The sequence below is a fragment of the Hymenobacter sp. FMD4 genome, assembly GCF_058932745.1.
This window is the reverse complement of sequence record NZ_JBZYWH010000004.1, coordinates 85017-100613: the sequence shown is the minus strand read 5'-3', so window position 1 is coordinate 100613 and position 15597 is coordinate 85017. Positions and strand designations below refer to the sequence as shown.

Annotated in this window: 15 protein-coding genes; 10 read left to right on the top strand and 5 right to left on the bottom strand. The window is 60.3% G+C overall.

Features of this window, described 5'->3' with window-relative positions:
• Positions 1-119: 119 nt before the first annotated feature.
• The 5 genes from AC5FXY_RS05820 to AC5FXY_RS05800 all read left to right on the top strand — a co-directional run bounded on the left by AC5FXY_RS05820 (position 120) and on the right by AC5FXY_RS05800 (position 5794).
• Positions 120-1103 carry a succinylglutamate desuccinylase/aspartoacylase family protein gene (locus AC5FXY_RS05820; RefSeq protein WP_493555701.1) on the top strand — a complete coding sequence of 328 codons (984 nt, stop codon included), beginning with the start codon at positions 120-122 and terminating at the stop codon, positions 1101-1103.
• A gap of 143 nt (positions 1104-1246) precedes the next feature.
• Positions 1247-1924, top strand: coding sequence for an OmpH/Skp family outer membrane protein (locus AC5FXY_RS05815; protein ID WP_493555700.1), 678 nt, complete (start codon positions 1247-1249; stop codon positions 1922-1924).
• A 207-nt stretch (positions 1925-2131) separates the two neighbouring features.
• Entirely contained in the window at positions 2132-4531 is a 2400-nt protein-coding gene (locus AC5FXY_RS05810; RefSeq protein WP_493555699.1) for a TonB-dependent receptor, read from the top strand.
• 12 nt (positions 4532-4543) lie between these two features.
• Positions 4544-5491, top strand: coding sequence for a DUF4249 domain-containing protein (locus AC5FXY_RS05805; protein WP_493555698.1), 948 nt, complete (start codon positions 4544-4546; stop codon positions 5489-5491).
• Positions 5492-5572: 81 nt separating this feature from the next.
• Positions 5573-5794, top strand: a complete 222-nt coding sequence (locus AC5FXY_RS05800) for a hypothetical protein (protein ID WP_493555697.1) — start codon at positions 5573-5575, stop codon at positions 5792-5794.
• Positions 5795-5887: 93 nt separating this feature from the next.
• Here the strand turns inward: AC5FXY_RS05800 and AC5FXY_RS05795 are convergent, their stop codons facing one another.
• The 4 genes from AC5FXY_RS05795 to AC5FXY_RS05780 all read right to left on the bottom strand — a co-directional run bounded on the left by AC5FXY_RS05795 (position 5888) and on the right by AC5FXY_RS05780 (position 10298).
• Positions 5888-6499 carry a hypothetical protein gene (locus tag AC5FXY_RS05795; RefSeq protein ID WP_493555696.1) on the bottom strand — a complete coding sequence of 204 codons (612 nt, stop codon included), beginning with the start codon at positions 6497-6499 and terminating at the stop codon, positions 5888-5890.
• A gap of 76 nt (positions 6500-6575) precedes the next feature.
• Positions 6576-7265, bottom strand: coding sequence for an NAD-dependent epimerase/dehydratase family protein (locus AC5FXY_RS05790; RefSeq protein WP_493555695.1), 690 nt, complete (start codon positions 7263-7265; stop codon positions 6576-6578).
• A gap of 100 nt (positions 7266-7365) precedes the next feature.
• Positions 7366-8199: a CvfB family protein gene (locus AC5FXY_RS05785; protein ID WP_493555694.1), complete on the bottom strand. Its 834-nt coding sequence runs from the start codon at positions 8197-8199 to the stop codon at positions 7366-7368.
• Between the two features lie 209 nt (positions 8200-8408).
• A complete protein-coding gene (locus AC5FXY_RS05780; RefSeq protein WP_493555693.1) occupies positions 8409-10298 on the bottom strand; it encodes a hypothetical protein in 1890 nt (629 codons plus the stop codon).
• A gap of 194 nt (positions 10299-10492) precedes the next feature.
• Here AC5FXY_RS05780 and AC5FXY_RS05775 point away from each other — a divergent pair, with 194 nt between their 5' ends.
• From AC5FXY_RS05775 to rfbD, 5 genes are all read left to right on the top strand, one after another.
• Positions 10493-11818: a putative DNA modification/repair radical SAM protein gene (locus tag AC5FXY_RS05775; protein ID WP_493555692.1), complete on the top strand. Its 1326-nt coding sequence runs from the start codon at positions 10493-10495 to the stop codon at positions 11816-11818.
• Between the two features lie 30 nt (positions 11819-11848).
• Positions 11849-12016 carry a hypothetical protein gene (locus AC5FXY_RS05770; RefSeq protein WP_493555691.1) on the top strand — a complete coding sequence of 56 codons (168 nt, stop codon included), beginning with the start codon at positions 11849-11851 and terminating at the stop codon, positions 12014-12016.
• Positions 12017-12114: 98 nt separating this feature from the next.
• Positions 12115-12990, top strand: a complete 876-nt coding sequence (locus AC5FXY_RS05765; RefSeq protein WP_493555690.1) for an alpha/beta fold hydrolase — start codon at positions 12115-12117, stop codon at positions 12988-12990.
• A 43-nt stretch (positions 12991-13033) separates the two neighbouring features.
• Positions 13034-13942 carry a TIGR03915 family putative DNA repair protein gene (locus AC5FXY_RS05760; RefSeq protein ID WP_493555689.1) on the top strand — a complete coding sequence of 303 codons (909 nt, stop codon included), beginning with the start codon at positions 13034-13036 and terminating at the stop codon, positions 13940-13942.
• A gap of 74 nt (positions 13943-14016) precedes the next feature.
• Entirely contained in the window at positions 14017-14877 is an 861-nt protein-coding gene (gene rfbD, locus AC5FXY_RS05755) for a dTDP-4-dehydrorhamnose reductase (protein WP_493555688.1), read from the top strand.
• 128 nt (positions 14878-15005) lie between these two features.
• Here rfbD and AC5FXY_RS05750 read toward each other — a convergent pair whose 3' ends face one another.
• Positions 15006-15437 carry a DUF1573 domain-containing protein gene (locus tag AC5FXY_RS05750; protein ID WP_493555687.1) on the bottom strand — a complete coding sequence of 144 codons (432 nt, stop codon included), beginning with the start codon at positions 15435-15437 and terminating at the stop codon, positions 15006-15008.
• Between the last annotated feature and the right edge of the window lie 160 nt (positions 15438-15597).

Sequence of the window (15597 nt, the reverse complement as noted above, 5' to 3'; positions counted from 1 at the left end):
TGTCGCTCCCACTCCGCTGAGCGTGGAGTCAGGAATTATTGGGAAATTAAGCTCGGCAACCGGCGTTGCTGCTGCTTGCAGCGTAACTACTGCCCAGTCTTCACCCTTGTTTTGCGCTATTGAACACCCCTGCTGCTTCCACCGCTAAGAATCCTGAGTTTCTCCTCAACGGCCAGCTCATCGCGCCTGGCGAAGAAGCCGTTACGCGCCTTGTCATTTCGCGGCTGCCCTCTGGCACCGTCATTGATATTCCGGTGCACGTGTTCCGCTCCACAGAGCCCGGCCCCACGGTGCTACTGATGGCCGGTATGCACGGCGACGAGGTAAACGGCATCGAAACCATCCGGCGCATGATTCGGCGGGGGCAACTGCAGCCTCTCAAGGGCAGCATCATTGCCATTCCCATTCTGAATATCTATGGCTTCCTGAACTTCTCGCGGGAAGTGCCCGATGGCAAGGATGTCAACCGCTCCTTTCCCGGTTCCCCACGCGGTTCGTTGGCCAGCCGCGTAGCGCACCGCTTCATGCGCGAGATCATGCCGCTGGTCGACTACGGCATCGATTACCACACCGGTGGGGCAGCCCGTTCCAACCACCCGCAAGTGCGCTGCGTGCTGGGCGAAGACGCCGAAACCGACGCGTTGGCGGCCGCTTTTGCCGCGCCCTTCAGCTTGCACGCCGATCTGCGGCCCGGCTCCTTACGTGAAGCGGCCATGCGCCAAGGGCGGCGCATCATCGTGTACGAAACCGGCGAATCGCTGCGCCTCGATGAAAACGGTATTGAGGTAGCCACGGCCGGCACCTTTCGCTTCCTGCAGCACCTTGGCATGCTGGCCGACGCCCCCGTGCCCACGCAGGCCACCGTGGTGTGCCGCCGCCACACGTGGTTTCGGGCCAAGTTTGCCGGGCTGTTTCGTACTAGCATGAGCACCGGGCAGTACATCGAGAAAGGCCAGGAATATGGCATCATCGCCGACCCCTACGGCGAAATGGCCGTGCGGCTGTTTACGCCGGTAAGCGGCTACATTATCGGCCTGAATCATATGCCCGTGGTAAACCAGGGCGACGCGCTGCTGCACATTGGCGTGCCGGAGGTGTCGTAGAGGTGTAATGCCTCGGGTGGCGCCGCTGGGAAACGGCCAAGCCAGCACCCATCAGCAGGTGCTTGGCACCAAAAGCCCCCGATTCTGCTTTTCTTTGTCGGGGCCCGGCGCTGCGCCGGGGCCGTTACTCGCTTTTCTGTCGCATGAAAAACACTTTGCAACTAGCGCTGAACGCTATCCTGCTGATAGCCGTCGGCGTGTTGTTTTACCTCCACTTCGCTTCCAAGCCTGCCGCCTCGGCAGCCCCTGCGGCCGCTACCTCGGCGCCGGTTAAGCAAACCGCCGTGGTAACGGTGGATTCGGGCGCGACAGCCCCCGCCACGGCTGCAGCCGTAGCCCCCGTCGTAGAGGACAACCTGCGCAAGGTGGCCTACGTGGAATCCAACAAGCTGATGGATGGGTACAAAGGCCTGCAGGATGCCCGCAAGGCTTTTGAGCGCAAAGTAGCCGGCTGGGAAAAGCAGCACGAGCAAAACGTGCGTGGCCTGCAAGCCGCCGCTCAGGCGTTTGAGAAAACGGCCGCTGGCCTGACTGATGAACAGCGCGCCGCCACCGTGCAGCGCCTGCAGCAGCAGGAGCAGCAGGTGGCCGCCAAGCAGCAGCAATTACAGCAGCAGGCTCAGCAAGAGGAAGCCAAGATGACGGAGCAGGTGCTCACCCGCGTCAACAAGCTGTTGGAGGCTTACGGCAAGGAACACGACTACGACCTGATACTGGTAGCCGGGGGCGGCAGCATCGCCTACGCCCGTCCAGGCCTCGATATCACGCAGGAGATTTTGGGCCGCCTGAACCGCGAATACGCGGCCAAGCAGAAGAAATAATTCGACTGCTGATGCGTTGTAACCCCGCCCGCCACCCGGTAGGCGGGGTTTATTTTTTCGTGCCGTTGCAACGATTGGCCTTTCCGCAGGCTCCCTTCGCGTGGGGGTGCCTGCGTACCCGTCTTGCACCACTCATATTCGTGCTATTGAAGTCCTTGACCGGACCCCAATAGCTTTGCGTGCCGATTCTCCTTCTTGGTTATTTATATGCAAACACTTCTACGTGTCGGTGCTGTTACGGCACTGCTCGGGGGACTTAGCGCAAGCGTCGCGCTGGCCCAACAAGCTACCGGCCGCGTAACCTTCAGCGGCTACGTGCGCGACGCCAGCACGGGCGAAAACCTCATCGGGGTGGCGGTAGTGCACCCGGCGTCTAGCCAGGGCACTGCCACCAACACCTATGGCTTCTTCTCGCTCACGCTGCCCGCCTCGGCCGATACCACGCGTCTGCTGGCCTCGTACCTGGGCTATCAGCGGCAGGTACTCACGGTGAAGATGGACAAAAGCCAGTCGTTGGACATTCGGCTGAAGCCGGCTACCAGCGAACTGGAGTCGGTGGAAATTGTGGGTACGCGGCAGGAGCAGATTGCGCAGAGCACGCGCATGGGCACCGTCAACATTCCGCTAAACCAGATCAAGGCCGTGCCGGCTTTGTTTGGGGAACGAGACGTGCTGAAGGTGCTGCAGCTGCTGCCCGGGGTGCAAAGCGGGGGCGAGGGCCAGAATGGCTTGTATGTGCGCGGCGGCTCGCCCGATCAGAACCTGATTCTGCTCGACGGCACGCCCGTGTACAACGCCTCGCACTTGTTCGGCTTCTTCTCCGTGTTCAATGCCGATGCGCTGAACAACGTGGAGCTGGTAAAAGGTGGCTTCCCGGCCCGCTACGGCGGCCGCCTTTCGTCGGTGCTTGATATTTCGATGAAAGAGGGCAATATGCAGGAGTTTCACGGCGAAGGCGGCATCGGGCTGATTGCCTCCCGCGTGACCCTAGAAGGCCCCATCAAGAAGGATACGGCATCGTTTATCGTCTCAGCGCGCCGCACTTACATTGATCTGCTGGCGCGACCTTTCATCATGGCGGCGGCCGATGGTGGCATAGCCGGTTATTTCTTCCACGACATCAATGCCAAGGTAAACTGGAAGCTCAGCCGCCGCGACCGGCTGTACCTGAGCGCCTACACCGGCCGCGACAAGTTTTACGCCCGCTACAAGGAAACCTTTGGGGGTGATGAGTATTCCAAGGTGAATACCGGCCTGGCTTGGGGCAACCTCACGGCCGCGCTGCGCTGGAACCACGTGATTAACGACCGGCTGTTTGCCAACACGCACTTTACCTTCAGCCGCTACCAGTTTGACATAGGCATCGAGGATGAGCAGCGACGCAACGACAACGGGCAGATGCGCACCGATAAGTACTCGCTGCAGTACCTGTCCAACATCCGCGACTGGAGCCTGAAATCGGATTTCGATTACGTGCCCGGGCCCAACCACTACATCCGTTTCGGCGGGCAGTACGTGTGGCACCAGTTCCGGCCCGGCGCCGCGCAGGCCAAGTCTTCGGACCCGAACTCCAACCCTACGTTCAAAATCGGTTCGCGCACGCATGCCCAGGAAGTGGGCCTGTATGTAGAGGACGACTATAAAGTGACCGAGCGGCTGAAGCTGAACGCGGGCTTGCGGCTCAATGGCTTCTTGGTGCGCGAAAAGCTGTTTCCATCTGTGGAGCCACGGGTGTCGGGCCGCTTCCTGCTCACCGATGAGTGGGCGCTGAAAGGTTCCTACGCCCGCACCACGCAGTACATTCACCTATTGGCCAATAGCGGCATCGGCCTGCCTACCGACCTGTGGGTGCCCGCTACGCCCAAGATTAAGCCCCAACGAGCCCAGCAGTTTAGTGCGGGTGTAGCCCGCAACCTGCGGTACCACGAGGAAGACTATGAGCTGAGTTTTGAAGCCTACTACAAGCCCATGCAGCGCCTCATTGAGTACCGCGAAGGCGCTAATTTCCTGGGTACTACCGACAACAACTGGGAAGACAAAGTGACCAGCGGCAACGGCTGGGCCTACGGTGCGGAAGTGTTTCTGCAGAAGAAGTCGGGCCGTACCACGGGCTGGCTGGGCTACACCCTGTCGTGGAGCAAGCGCCGTTTTGCCGAGCTGAACCAAGGCGAGATTTACCCCTTCAAGTACGACCGCCGGCACGACATGTCGCTGGTGCTCATCCACCAGTTTACGCCTACACTGCGCCTTTCGGGCACTTGGGTGTACGGCACCGGCAACGCCATTACCTTGTCGCGCGGCACGTACACGCTCGGCCCCGACTACGGCACTTTCGACGACTATGGCCCGCGCAACTCCTACCGCATGCGCGCCTACCACCGCATGGATGTGGACCTGAGCCATACCAAGAAAAAGCGTTGGGGCGAAATCGTGAACAGCTTCTCGATCTACAACGCTTACAACCGCCGCAATCCTTACTTCATGTACTTCGACCCCGGCTATACCTACACCAACGTCAACGGCACCACGGTAGTTGAGCAACCTACTTACAAGCAAATCAGCCTGTTTCCGTTGCTGCCTTCTTTCAGCAAAAGCTTCCGTTTCTAACCCGTTATCAGGATGAAAAAGCTCGCTCTAACCTGCCTGCCGCTGCTGCCCCTGCTACTGACGGGCTGCGAAACCATTGTTGAAGTACCCGAGCCGGAGCACACGCCCCGCGTGGCCGTGGTGCTGGCCCTCGACAACCTGGCTCCCGCCGATTCCATACGGCGGCTGGACTTTCCGGGCCGCCGCCCGTTTGTCAGCGTTAGCCAGCGCCTGTACACGCTCAACCGCCCCGAAGGCCGGGCCGATGCCACCGTGGAAGTGCGCGACGGCGCCGGTAACGTGGTGGAGCGCTACCGGCACGTCTCTTTTTACAACGGGGACCGGGGCCGCTACCGGCCGACGCTTGACTACCGCTTTCAGCCTGGCCAAGAATACGCCTTGCAAGTGTCGGTGCCGGGTGTGGAGCCCGCCGAAAGCCGCCTGACCCTGCCCACCGCCGTGCCCGTGGAAGCCACCATGACGCGACTAGCCAGCCAGAACGGCCAGGAGCGGGTACGCCTCACGGTGTCGTTTGACGAGCCGGGCGGCAGCACCGACTATTACGTAGCCTCGGCCCGGCTGCTCGATGCGCAGGGCGACCCAATTATGCCGCTTTATGTGGAGGACGAAGGCGACGGCACCGTGAACGTATCGCGCTACCGGCTGTCGAACCCCGGCTCCAGCTGGGACTCGTACCCCTTTCCCGATACCAACGCCAACGGGCAGCGCCTCAGCTTCTCCAACGTGGTAACGTACTACGGCGGCTCCTCAGGGCCGTGGGGCGGGGGCCAGCCGGCCTTCATCGAAGTCACGCTGTCGCACCTCACCCGCGACCTGTACCTCTTTATGAACAGCCAGCGGCAGTATTTCGATAACGACGGCAACCCCTTCTCCGAGCCCATACCGCTTTACTCCAATGTGAAGCCGGGCTTTGGCATCTTTGGTGGTTCAGCGGATGCTTCTTTCCGTATTCGCTTATAGATCAATGCGGTATCGGTTAAGCCTGGCGGGCGCACAGCCGTCTATGCAAGTAGACCAATTGCGCTGACAGGCGTTGCCGATATGAAATTCATTCCCAAACTCCTGCTCACTGGCTTGGTAGTGGTGATGCTGAGCGTGCTCAGCAGCTGCATGGCGCCAGCCCGTACCGTGGTGGTGGGCCCGGCGCCCCCGCCAGTCATTGTGCACTCGCGCCCGACGGTGATTCATGCCCGCCTGTATTACCGTCCGCGCTACTACCATACCTACAGCACTACCGCCAAGTACCGCGACGGGGTTGTGTAATCGTAGTGCGTTAAGCGCCGCCAACCCAAAAGAGAAAGCCCCGGCATCGTTACGATGCCGGGGCTTTCTCTTTTGGGTTGGTGCAGTACTAAGTTAGAACGCGAAGCGGATGCTCAGGGCTGCGTCGTTGTAGAAGCCGGTGCCGTTCCAGTTGTAGATGTCGAAGTAAGGCTTGTAATCGACACCCACCACCAGCGGCAGGTCTGGGATTTTATATTCGATGCCTACGATCAGGTCGCCGCCCACAGCGGGACGCAGCTCGTTGTCGTAGTAGTACTCGCGGACATAGTAGTCGCGACCTTTCTTGCGGTAGCGGTAAGCTACATCGTAGTAGTAACGGCCGCGGTAGGCGCCGGCGTGCAAGCCGCCGCCAAAGTACCACTGCAGGTTTTTGGCTTCAGGAATGATCTGCCAGTGCTTTTCAAACAACAGGGTGAAGCGGGCACCCCGGGCCAGGTACTCGGTGGTCACCAGACCTTCCACGGCCACGTTTTTGCCGCTGCTCATGAAGTGCTTGATGGTGAGGCCCGAAGCATAATTGCCGCCGCGTAGGCCGATGGCTGTTTGGTAGCCCGACCCGGCATTGCCACCCGTGCTGCTCTTGCCCGATGATTTGCTGCTGGTCGTCTTCTTCTGCTGAGCCGACAATTGGCTTATTGGAAGAAACAGTACTAGCAGAAGTAATGCTAGAAAAGATTTGCTCATGAAATGTTACAAAAATTGCGGATGAAACCTTGATTTGCGACTTTCTAAGGCACAAACATAAGGGTTGCGGTGCAATTTATGCCGTCGGTGAGACGCCTGCCGCAATTTCATCGGAAAGGTAAACCCGCACGCCGCCGCCCTCTTGGTAGGCCGCATTGAGCATGGCTTGGGCCACGGCTTGAGCGGGAATGCCGCGGTAGCGGCGCAAAGGACCAAGCAGCAGCGGATGCAGAAAGCGCAGCAGCGTGGCCCCGATTTGTTCGCCCAAGCGCTTCTCGGAACGGGCGCCGAGCAGCAAGGAAGGACGGAAAATGTGAATGGCCCGGAATGGCGTCTGACGCACGGCCGTTTCCATGTCTCCTTTCACGCGGTTATAGTAAAAAGCCGAAGCCGGATCGGCGCCCATAGCCGATACCACCATGTACTGCGCCGCAAAGTTGGAGGCTGTTACGGCCGCCAGCTTCACCGCGTAGAGGTAGTCAACCTTGTAAAAAGCCTCTTTGGAGCCGGCCTGCTGCATGGTGGTGCCCAGGCAGCAGAACACATCATCGGCAATAAGCGAGAGGCGGTAATCCTCCAGCCGATCAAATTCCACGACCCGCTGATCGAGGCGCGGGTGCACCAGCGGCAGCGGCCGGCGCGCCACGGCTATGACCTTGGAATAACGACCACTATTGAGAAGCAACGGCAGCAGGTAGCTGCCCACGAGGCCAGAAGCGCCCGCAATGAGGGCAACTTTTTGGGGGGCCGACGAAGTGGGGTCCATGTCGAACAGGAAGGAGGAGGGCTGGAGAAGGTTCGGCGCTTTACCAACGGGCCCCGGGGCTGAAGGTTGCTTGAGCCCCGGGGCCGTTCGCTAGCTGAGGTTACTCCTCGTCGTCGATGAGGCGGGTGTGGTCGGGCTGGAGCTGCACCCGGCCATTGCGGTAAAGGTTGCCGAGAGCCTTTTTAAACACCTTTTTGCTCATGCCCAGGCGCCGGTATATTTCCTCCGGGTCGCTGTGGTCGGTGAGGGGGAGGGTGCCGCCCGCCTTGCGCAGGGCCAGCACCAGCGTGTCGGCGGCGGCCAGGGCTTCGTCGTAGCCCTGCCGCTGCAGGCTCACGTCTACTTTGCCATCGGGCCGTACCTGGCGCACGTAGCCGGGCCGCACCTCGCCAATGCTCATGGGGCGGAATACTTCGTTGCGAAACAGCATGCCTTGGTAGCGGCCATCCACAAGGGCTGCGTAGCCCAGGTCGCTTTCGCCGGCTATCAGCAGCTGCACTTCCTGACCCGGCTCCAACTGCGGCTCTCGGTCGGTAAACTTTTCCCACTTGGCCGTGGCCACGAGGCGGTCGGAGGTTTCATCCAGGTAGATGTATACCAGCGCCTTGTCGCCAGTGCGCAGGCGTTTGGGCTGGTTGCGCAAGGGCACCAATAAGTCCTTGGGCAGACCCCAATCAAGGAATGCGCCTAGGCCCGTAACATCTTTCACGGTGAGGGCGGCAAACTCGCCCACTTTGGCCAGCGGCTGCTCGGTGGTGGCTACGAGGCGGTCTTCAGAGTCGCGGTACACGAACACGCGCAGCACGTCGCCCACGTGAGTGCCGGCGGGCACGTAGCGGTCAGGGAGCAGAATGTCGCCGTCGTCGGACATGAGGTACACGCCGAATTCGACAAAGCGGGCTACTTCGAGTTCGTTGTAATCACCGAGGTTCATATGGAGAGGGGCAAAGAGCAATGAAAAATGAGCCTGAATAAAGCTCATTGCAGGCTTACGCGGGAGTGCAAAGGTGGGGTTTTGCCAGCGGATGCTACTTGGGCAAAAAGTGGGGGTGTAGGGCACTGCTCAACCAACCCCGGCAACCGAACAGGTTATGAGTGATCTACAATCTGTTAGGACTTTGCTGCTACGCACCATGGCACCGGTTACTGAAAGTAGTCGTAGCGCACAATGCTTGGCTGGCCGAAGCTGAAGTCGCTGAAGGTGTAGTAATTGCGGGTGGTCTGGAAGATGCGGGAATCGGCTGAAGTGCCGATGCCGCGCGGGTAGAAGCCAAAAAGCAATTGGATGGTATTCACGGCCAGGTACTCATTGCGGAAGCGCAAGCCCATGCCAAAGCCCGTGTAAGGCTTATCCCGGAATGGCGACGCATGCCCGTCGGTGCTCAGCCAGGCCGCATCGACGAAAGCAATGCCTGCCAGGCGAAAGCCCAGAAAGGAAATGGGGGTAAACACGTTGGTTTCGTAATTAATCACAAAGCGGCTGCTGCCGCGCAGCGCCTCCTCACCCCGGAAGCCGCGCAGACCACGTTCCTCGTTGATACTCAGCGGCCGGTCGCCGGGAAGGCGGTTGATGCCGATAAGCGAGCGGTTCCAAAAGAAGTGTCGCCACTGCCAGTTGCCGGTGTGGTAGAGGCGCGTAAAGGCCAGCAGCTCACCGGTGAAGGCGCCTTGCTCCCAACGGCCGCGGCGCAGGAAACGGCCGTATTCACCGCTTACATACAGGTAGCCGCGGTTGACGTTGAAGCTTGCTAGGCCCACCCGCGCCGCGGTATAAGGGCGGTTGCCGAGCTCGTTAAAATCGTAGCCGGTGGTAAGCGTCAGGAGCGTGCCGGTGGGTACGTCCTCGGTGCGCCCGAAGCCGAACAGGTAACGGTCTTTGTAGTAGCGCCGCACGCTGTAGCCCACGCTGGCCAGCCCGATGATGCTGTTGCCGTATCGCTCGCTCGGCTTGCGGGTGTAAGTGGTGCGGATGGAGCGCGCCGCCACAATAATGCGGGCCGGATTCTCGTAGCCCAGGTCGTAGGATCGGGGCTGAAAGGCGCGGCCTAGCCACGCATCGGCGACGTGAAAGTGCAGCGGTGCAAACGAAGGCGCCTCGCCGGGCGGGGTGGGGTTGCGCTGAATGCCTTGCCGGTAGCGCGCCGCGCCCACGGCGTAGGCGTAGCGGGTGTTTACGGCCACAAAGCCGCGCGAAAGCGACGCCGCCATTTCCTCACTCTGGTACTGATTCAGGTAGCGCGCCTGACCCACGAGGTAGTTGCGAAGCGGAATGGCGTAGCTGCCTTGGTACGACCAGCCCTGCGGGTCGGGGCGGCCATACACGAAGCGGTTGCGGAAGTCATGGCCGCGGGCCAGAAAGTTTTTGTCGCGCAAGGATAGGACGCCTGCGCCCACGTCACGGATCTGCAGGCCGGCATTGATGCTGAACACGTCCTTCGTGATGACCTTGATATCGACGCTGTCGCGGGTAGAAGTACGCTCATTCACCACCACGCGGGCATCGAGAATGAAGGTGGTCTGGCGCAGCAGGCGTTCGGTTTCGGCCATGGCCTGGGGTTGCAGCTCCTCGCCCGGCCGAAACAAGAGCAGCTTGCGAATCTTGCGCCGCGCCGTGACGATGTGCAGGGCGTTGCCGCTTTTCTCCAGGATGTTGCGCGGCACGCGGGTGGTGTCGTTGATGCTGTAGCCGAACGCATCGAGGGCCTGCACCTCCACCCGGCGCACGATTTTGTAGTTGTGGCGGTCGTACTGGCGGTCGAGCAGCGTGGCGTCGAGGCCGGTTTGTTCTTCGCTACGGTCAGTGAATTTGAAAACCGCCGAAGCGGCCTTGCCCAAAATGGTTTTGCGCCGGGTATAGGCTTTCAGCCCCCCGATGAAACGCTGCTCGTCAAAGCGGCGGCGCAGCGAATCCACCGTTTGCTGGTGCTGGCGCCGAAGCGAATCGGCTAGCTGGCCCGCGCGCGGCTGCTGGGCTACGGCCGTGGTAGGCACGCAGCAGAGCAGGAGCAGCGCAAACAGCAGAACCCAAGGCAAACGAAGCAGGCAAGAAGGCACGGGGCGGCGGGCAGAGCCCATATAACAGAGCTAGCTGCCGAAGATACGAAACCCCAGGCTGGCTGTTGAAGCAGGGAACTATTCCTAAAAAAATTAGTCGGCCTAAAATGCGGAACAATGTTGCGTAATCGGCAGTTTTTCTATTTGTTTACACCTCGAAGCGCAGCCTTTAGATGAACGAGCGAATCATAGAAAAGCTAAGTATTTTGGCAGATGCCGCGAAGTATGATGCCTCGTGCTCCAGCAGTGGCGGCAAGCGCAAAAATGAGAACCGCGGCCTCGGCAATGCCGAGGGCATGGGCATTTGCCACAGCTACACTGAGGATGGCCGTTGCGTGTCGCTGCTCAAGATTCTGCTCACCAACCACTGCATTTTCGATTGCGCTTATTGCGTGTCGCGCAAAAGCAACGACGTGAAGCGCGCCGCCTTTACGGTGGAGGAAGTTGTGGACCTGACCATGAACTTCTACCGCCGCAACTACATCGAGGGCCTGTTCTTGAGTAGCGGTATCTTCTCGTCGCCCGATTACACGATGGAGCGGCTGGTGCGCATTTGCAAAAAGCTGCGCACCGAGCAGAAGTTCAACGGCTACATCCACCTCAAAACTATTCCGGGTGCCTCGGAAGAGCTGATTCAGGAAGCCGGTCTCTATGCCGACCGCCTCAGCGTGAACATTGAGTTGCCTTCGGAGCTGAGCCTCAAGAACCTCGCACCCGAGAAAAACTACGAGGAGATTCTGACGCCGATGAGTCAGATTCAGACCAAGGTGGCCGAGAACCGCGAAGAGCGGGAGCTGTTTCGTAAGGTGCCGCAGTTTGCGCCTGCCGGCCAGACTACCCAGCTCGTGGTGGGTGCCTCGCCCGAAACCGACCACCAGATCATCAAACTCGCCGACGGCCTTTACAAAGGCTACGGCCTGAAGCGCGTGTACTACTCCGGCTACGTGCCTGTGAGTGGCGACGACCGTCTGCCGCAGGTGGTGCAGCCCCCGCTGATGCGCGAGCACCGCCTGTACCAGTCCGATTGGCTGATGCGCTTCTACGGCTTCGATGCCGATGAAATCCTGGACCCGGCGCACCCGCACCTCGACCTCGAAATCGACCCGAAGCTGGCCTGGGCCCTGCGTCACCGCCACGTATTCCCAGTTGACGTGAACACTGCGGATTACGAGCTGATACTGCGCGTGCCCGGCGTGGGTATGAAATCGGCCAAGCGCATTGTGGCGGCCCGCCGCTTTGCGCCGCTTACTCTGGACCACCTGCACAAGTTTGGCGTGGTGCTACGCCGGGCGCGCTACTTCATCACCTGCCGCGGCATGGCTTTGGAAAAGCGCGACTACGATGAGCAGACGGTACGCCGCAAAATCCTGTACGGCGACGGCCAGACGCGTTCGGCGCTGGTGAAGCGCCAGCTCGACCTCTTCGCGCCCGAGCCCACCATTATCACAGCGCCCGATCTGGTGTCGCCCCAACTCGACCTTTTTCGCCAAGCCGGCTAATCCCATCCGTCCCTCTCTCTCGACACCATTATGACTATCTCGCACCGCGACCAGCCCCCGGCCGATGATTCCAAGAAAGTAGCGCGCATGGCGTGCTGCTGCAAGCTTTCCGACCTGCTGCCTTTGGTACGTCAGCGCCTGCAGGCAAGCCGTGAGCAGCTGGCCCAACAGGCGGCTGAGCAGCAGCGCGCCGCTTAAACGGGGCTGGCAACGGTTCGTTTATCGGTGCCGACCTGCTTCGTTGATGCCTTGTAGCCCGATAAATCCTCAGCGGCCGTCGCGCCCGTATACGGACGATGACGTACGACTTGGAACACCACTACGTGCCTACTAATGGCGTGCAGCTGCATGTGGTGCAAAGCGGCCCCGTTGATGGTCCGTTGGTGCTGCTACTGCACGGCTTCCCTGAATTCTGGTACGGTTGGCACCGGCAGATACCGGCGCTGGCCGCTGCTGGCTACCGCGTGTGGGTGCCCGATCAGCGCGGTTATAATCTGTCGGACAAGCCGCCCTACGTAGCGCATTACGCTTTGCCCAAGCTGGCTGCCGACATACTGGGGCTGATAGCGGCCACCGGGCGCGACAAGGCCATTATTGTGGGGCATGACTGGGGTGCAGTAGTGGCATGGCACCTGGCCATGCATCATGCCGAGCATGTGGAGCGTGTGGCCATCCTGAATGTGCCGCACCCAGCGGTGTTTGGCCGCACTTTGCGCCGAAGCCCGCGGCAGTTACGCAAAAGCTGGTACGTGTTCTTTTTCCAGCTGCCGTGGCTGCCCGAGAAGCTGACACGCCTCGGCAACTGGTGGGTAGGCCGCCAAACCCTGGTCAAGAGCAGCCGGCGCGGCACCTTCACGCCCGATGATTTGCGCGAGTACCAAGCCGCCTGGTCGAAGCCCGGTGCCATGCAAAGCATGATCAACTGGTACCGCGCGGCTGTGCGCTACGGCCAGAGCACCTTCGCCAGCAGTCGGGTATCGGTGCCGCTGCGCATTCTGTGGGGCAAGCGGGATGCGTTTTTGCAAGCCAGCATGGCGCAGGAAAGTCTGAATTATTGCGACAACGGCCAACTCACGTACTTCGATAAGGCTACGCACTGGCTGCAGCACGAGGAGCCCGAACGCGTAAATGAGCTGCTGCTGGCCTTTTTCGCCGAACCGGCCTTGAGATAGTGCCGAGCGGGCACCGAAGCCACCTTTCATTCTTCTACTTCACATGAAAAAGTCTGCCTCGCTTCAGCGCCAACCAGCTCTTGGGCTAAGCTGGGCCGGTACGCTGCCGCCCAGCTTCGATGGTACGGCTCGCTTCACCTACGACGCCTCGTTCGACGGGCTGCTGTGCGTGCTGCTGGCCTGCTGGGAAAGCCGCCGCTGGCCCGAGGCTATTCAACCGGAGGATGCGGCGCAGGGCGGGCTGTTCAGCGAAACGCGCTTTGTGGAGACAGACGAAGCCCGCGCCCGCCGCGTGTGGGAGGGGCTGCTGAAGTACATGCCTGCCGAGGCGCGTACCAGTCTGTACAAGACCTTCCTGTCGGAGCGAACCGACCGGGAGCTGACCATCTTTCGCTACGTGCAACTGGCCATCGAAGCCGGCGGGCAGGATATCAGCGAAAACTACGGCAACGACACGGTGCGCGCCGTGGCCGACGTGGTAAAGCAACTCTTTCGGGAAAAGCACCGCATGGAAGCATTTGTACGCTTTGAGAAAACGCACGACGGCCTGTTTCACGCTACGATCGAGCCTGATTACGACGTGCTACCGCTCATTGCCGAGCACTTCACCAAGCGCTACGCCGATCAGCGCTGGCTGATTTTCGACCGTCGCCGTCGTTACGGACTCTACTACGACCTGCAGCGCACCGACGTGGTAAGCTTCGACGCGGAGGCTAGTGCCGGTAGCAGCACTTCAGCCGTATCCGCCGCCGTGCTCGACGAGCGGGAGCCGCTGTTTCAAACGCTTTGGCAGGCGTATTTCGACCACGTAAACATTCCGGAGCGGAAAAACGTGAAGCTGCACCGGCGCCACATGCCCAAGCGATACTGGAAGTATCTGACGGAAAAGCAACCCCGCGAACGGCAGTTCCGGCCCATTGATAACAAGAACAATACGGGCGAGCAGGCGTAAGGCCGTGGGCCGGCAGCAGGCGGGCTAGCTTAACTTTTTGCATTTTCGCGGCCTAATCGTCGATTCTTCTTCGCATGAGCGTATTGATATTTGGGGCCGCTGGCCAGTTGGGACAATGTCTGGCGCACGTAGCCGCTGAGCGTAACTTTTCGGGGCTGGTGCTGCTGCCCGAGCACGAAGCCAACATTCTCGACGAAGCCAAGCTCCGGGCTACTTTCGAGCAGTACCGGCCGCAGTACTGCATCAACTGTGCCGCCTACACGGCCGTGGACAAAGCCGAGGATGAACTGGAGCTGGCCCGCCGCGTAAACCGCGACGGTGTGGAAAACCTGGCGCGGCTCTGCGGTGAGTTTGGCACCACGCTGCTGCACATCTCCACCGATTTTGTGTTTGCGGGCACCGGTAATCAGCCCTTGCAAGAAACGGATGAGGTGGCTCCCATTAACGCTTACGGCCTTACGAAGCTGGAAGGCGAGCAGGTGATTCCGCCGCACACCGACAAGTATTTCATCCTACGCACCAGTTGGCTGTATTCCGAATACGCCGGCAACTTCACCAAAACCATGCTGCGCCTGGGTCGCGAGCGGGACGAGTTGCGCGTCATTTGGGACCAGCTAGGTACGCCCACGTACGCCATCGACTTGGCCGGGGTGCTGCTGCACATCATCGAGACGGGCAACACGCAGTACGGGCTTTACCACTACAGCAACGAGGGCGTCACCTCCTGGTACGATTTTGCCGCCGCCATCTTCGAGCTGGGCAGCCTGCCCACGCGGGTAGTGCCCATTCGCACCGCCGAATACCCCACCAAGGCCACGCGTCCGGCTTATTCGGTAATGGACAAGAGCAAAGCCAAAACGCAGCTGGGCGTGGCCATTCCGCACTGGCGGGTGAGCCTGCAGGAGTGCCTGCGCCGGCTTGCCACGCAGGCATAAGGGGAGTTCGGCTTGCGGCCAAGGTGTTGCCTCTGATCAGCCGTAGGCTGACGTGCTCCCAATACCAAGCCGCCTCAGTGCCGGGTTTATTCCCGATGCTGAGGCGGCTTTTATGATGCGGCGTCGGCTTATTGCGCCGTCGCTACCACGACGTTGCCTTGCAGCTTTAGCACCTGCGGCTCGGATCCGGCTGAGGTCGTGACGGTAACGGTTTTGTGAAAGGCGCCGGGGTTAGCCGCATTATAAGTGGCGGTGATTTGGGCGGTTTTGCCGGGCATGATGGGCTCCTTGGTGTAGTCGGTGGCGGTGCAGCCGCACGAGCCCTGAACTTGCGTAATCACTAGCGGAGTACTGCCGGTGTTGCGGAATTCGAAGGTAGTCGTCACGGGTACAGCCTGCTTGATGTCGCCAAAGTTGTGCTCGGTTTTGGACCACTTCAGTGTAGCACGTTTGGTGACTGAGGAGGGCGCGGGAGTAGGCGAGGCGTGCAGGGCCAGATCTTGGGCAAAAGAAGTGCTGGCGAGCAGCAGCGCAGCGGCAAAGAACAGACGCGTTTTCATGGGTAGCGAAGTTTTGGAAGTCAGAAATCAGTGATTTAGGCGTTTTGCCGATACCTCCATGGCTGGCCCGGCGAACGAAACAAAAGTATCGGGGCCCTGCTGCCGACTTTGTTAACGAGACGTGAATACTTGTTAATGAAATGTTAACGGCCGATCGGGG

What these genes read in the sequence shown, in the direction of transcription:
- AC5FXY_RS05750 (WP_493555687.1), bottom strand. Translation starts at nt 15,437, where the DNA reads ATGAAAACGCGTCTGTTCTTTGCCGCTGCGCTGCTGCTCGCCAGCACT.
- AC5FXY_RS05760 (WP_493555689.1), top strand. Translation starts at nt 13,034, where the DNA reads ATGAAAAAGTCTGCCTCGCTTCAGCGCCAACCAGCTCTTGGGCTAAGC.
- AC5FXY_RS05790 (WP_493555695.1), bottom strand. Translation starts at nt 7,265, where the DNA reads ATGGACCCCACTTCGTCGGCCCCCCAAAAAGTTGCCCTCATTGCGGGC.
- AC5FXY_RS05770 (WP_493555691.1), top strand. Translation starts at nt 11,849, where the DNA reads ATGACTATCTCGCACCGCGACCAGCCCCCGGCCGATGATTCCAAGAAA.
- rfbD (WP_493555688.1), top strand. Translation starts at nt 14,017, where the DNA reads ATGAGCGTATTGATATTTGGGGCCGCTGGCCAGTTGGGACAATGTCTG.
- AC5FXY_RS05795 (WP_493555696.1), bottom strand. Translation starts at nt 6,499, where the DNA reads ATGAGCAAATCTTTTCTAGCATTACTTCTGCTAGTACTGTTTCTTCCA.
- AC5FXY_RS05775 (WP_493555692.1), top strand. Translation starts at nt 10,493, where the DNA reads ATGAACGAGCGAATCATAGAAAAGCTAAGTATTTTGGCAGATGCCGCG.
- AC5FXY_RS05800 (WP_493555697.1), top strand. Translation starts at nt 5,573, where the DNA reads ATGAAATTCATTCCCAAACTCCTGCTCACTGGCTTGGTAGTGGTGATG.
- AC5FXY_RS05815 (WP_493555700.1), top strand. Translation starts at nt 1,247, where the DNA reads ATGAAAAACACTTTGCAACTAGCGCTGAACGCTATCCTGCTGATAGCC.
- AC5FXY_RS05765 (WP_493555690.1), top strand. Translation starts at nt 12,115, where the DNA reads ATGACGTACGACTTGGAACACCACTACGTGCCTACTAATGGCGTGCAG.
- AC5FXY_RS05805 (WP_493555698.1), top strand. Translation starts at nt 4,544, where the DNA reads ATGAAAAAGCTCGCTCTAACCTGCCTGCCGCTGCTGCCCCTGCTACTG.
- AC5FXY_RS05810 (WP_493555699.1), top strand. Translation starts at nt 2,132, where the DNA reads ATGCAAACACTTCTACGTGTCGGTGCTGTTACGGCACTGCTCGGGGGA.
- AC5FXY_RS05785 (WP_493555694.1), bottom strand. Translation starts at nt 8,199, where the DNA reads ATGAACCTCGGTGATTACAACGAACTCGAAGTAGCCCGCTTTGTCGAA.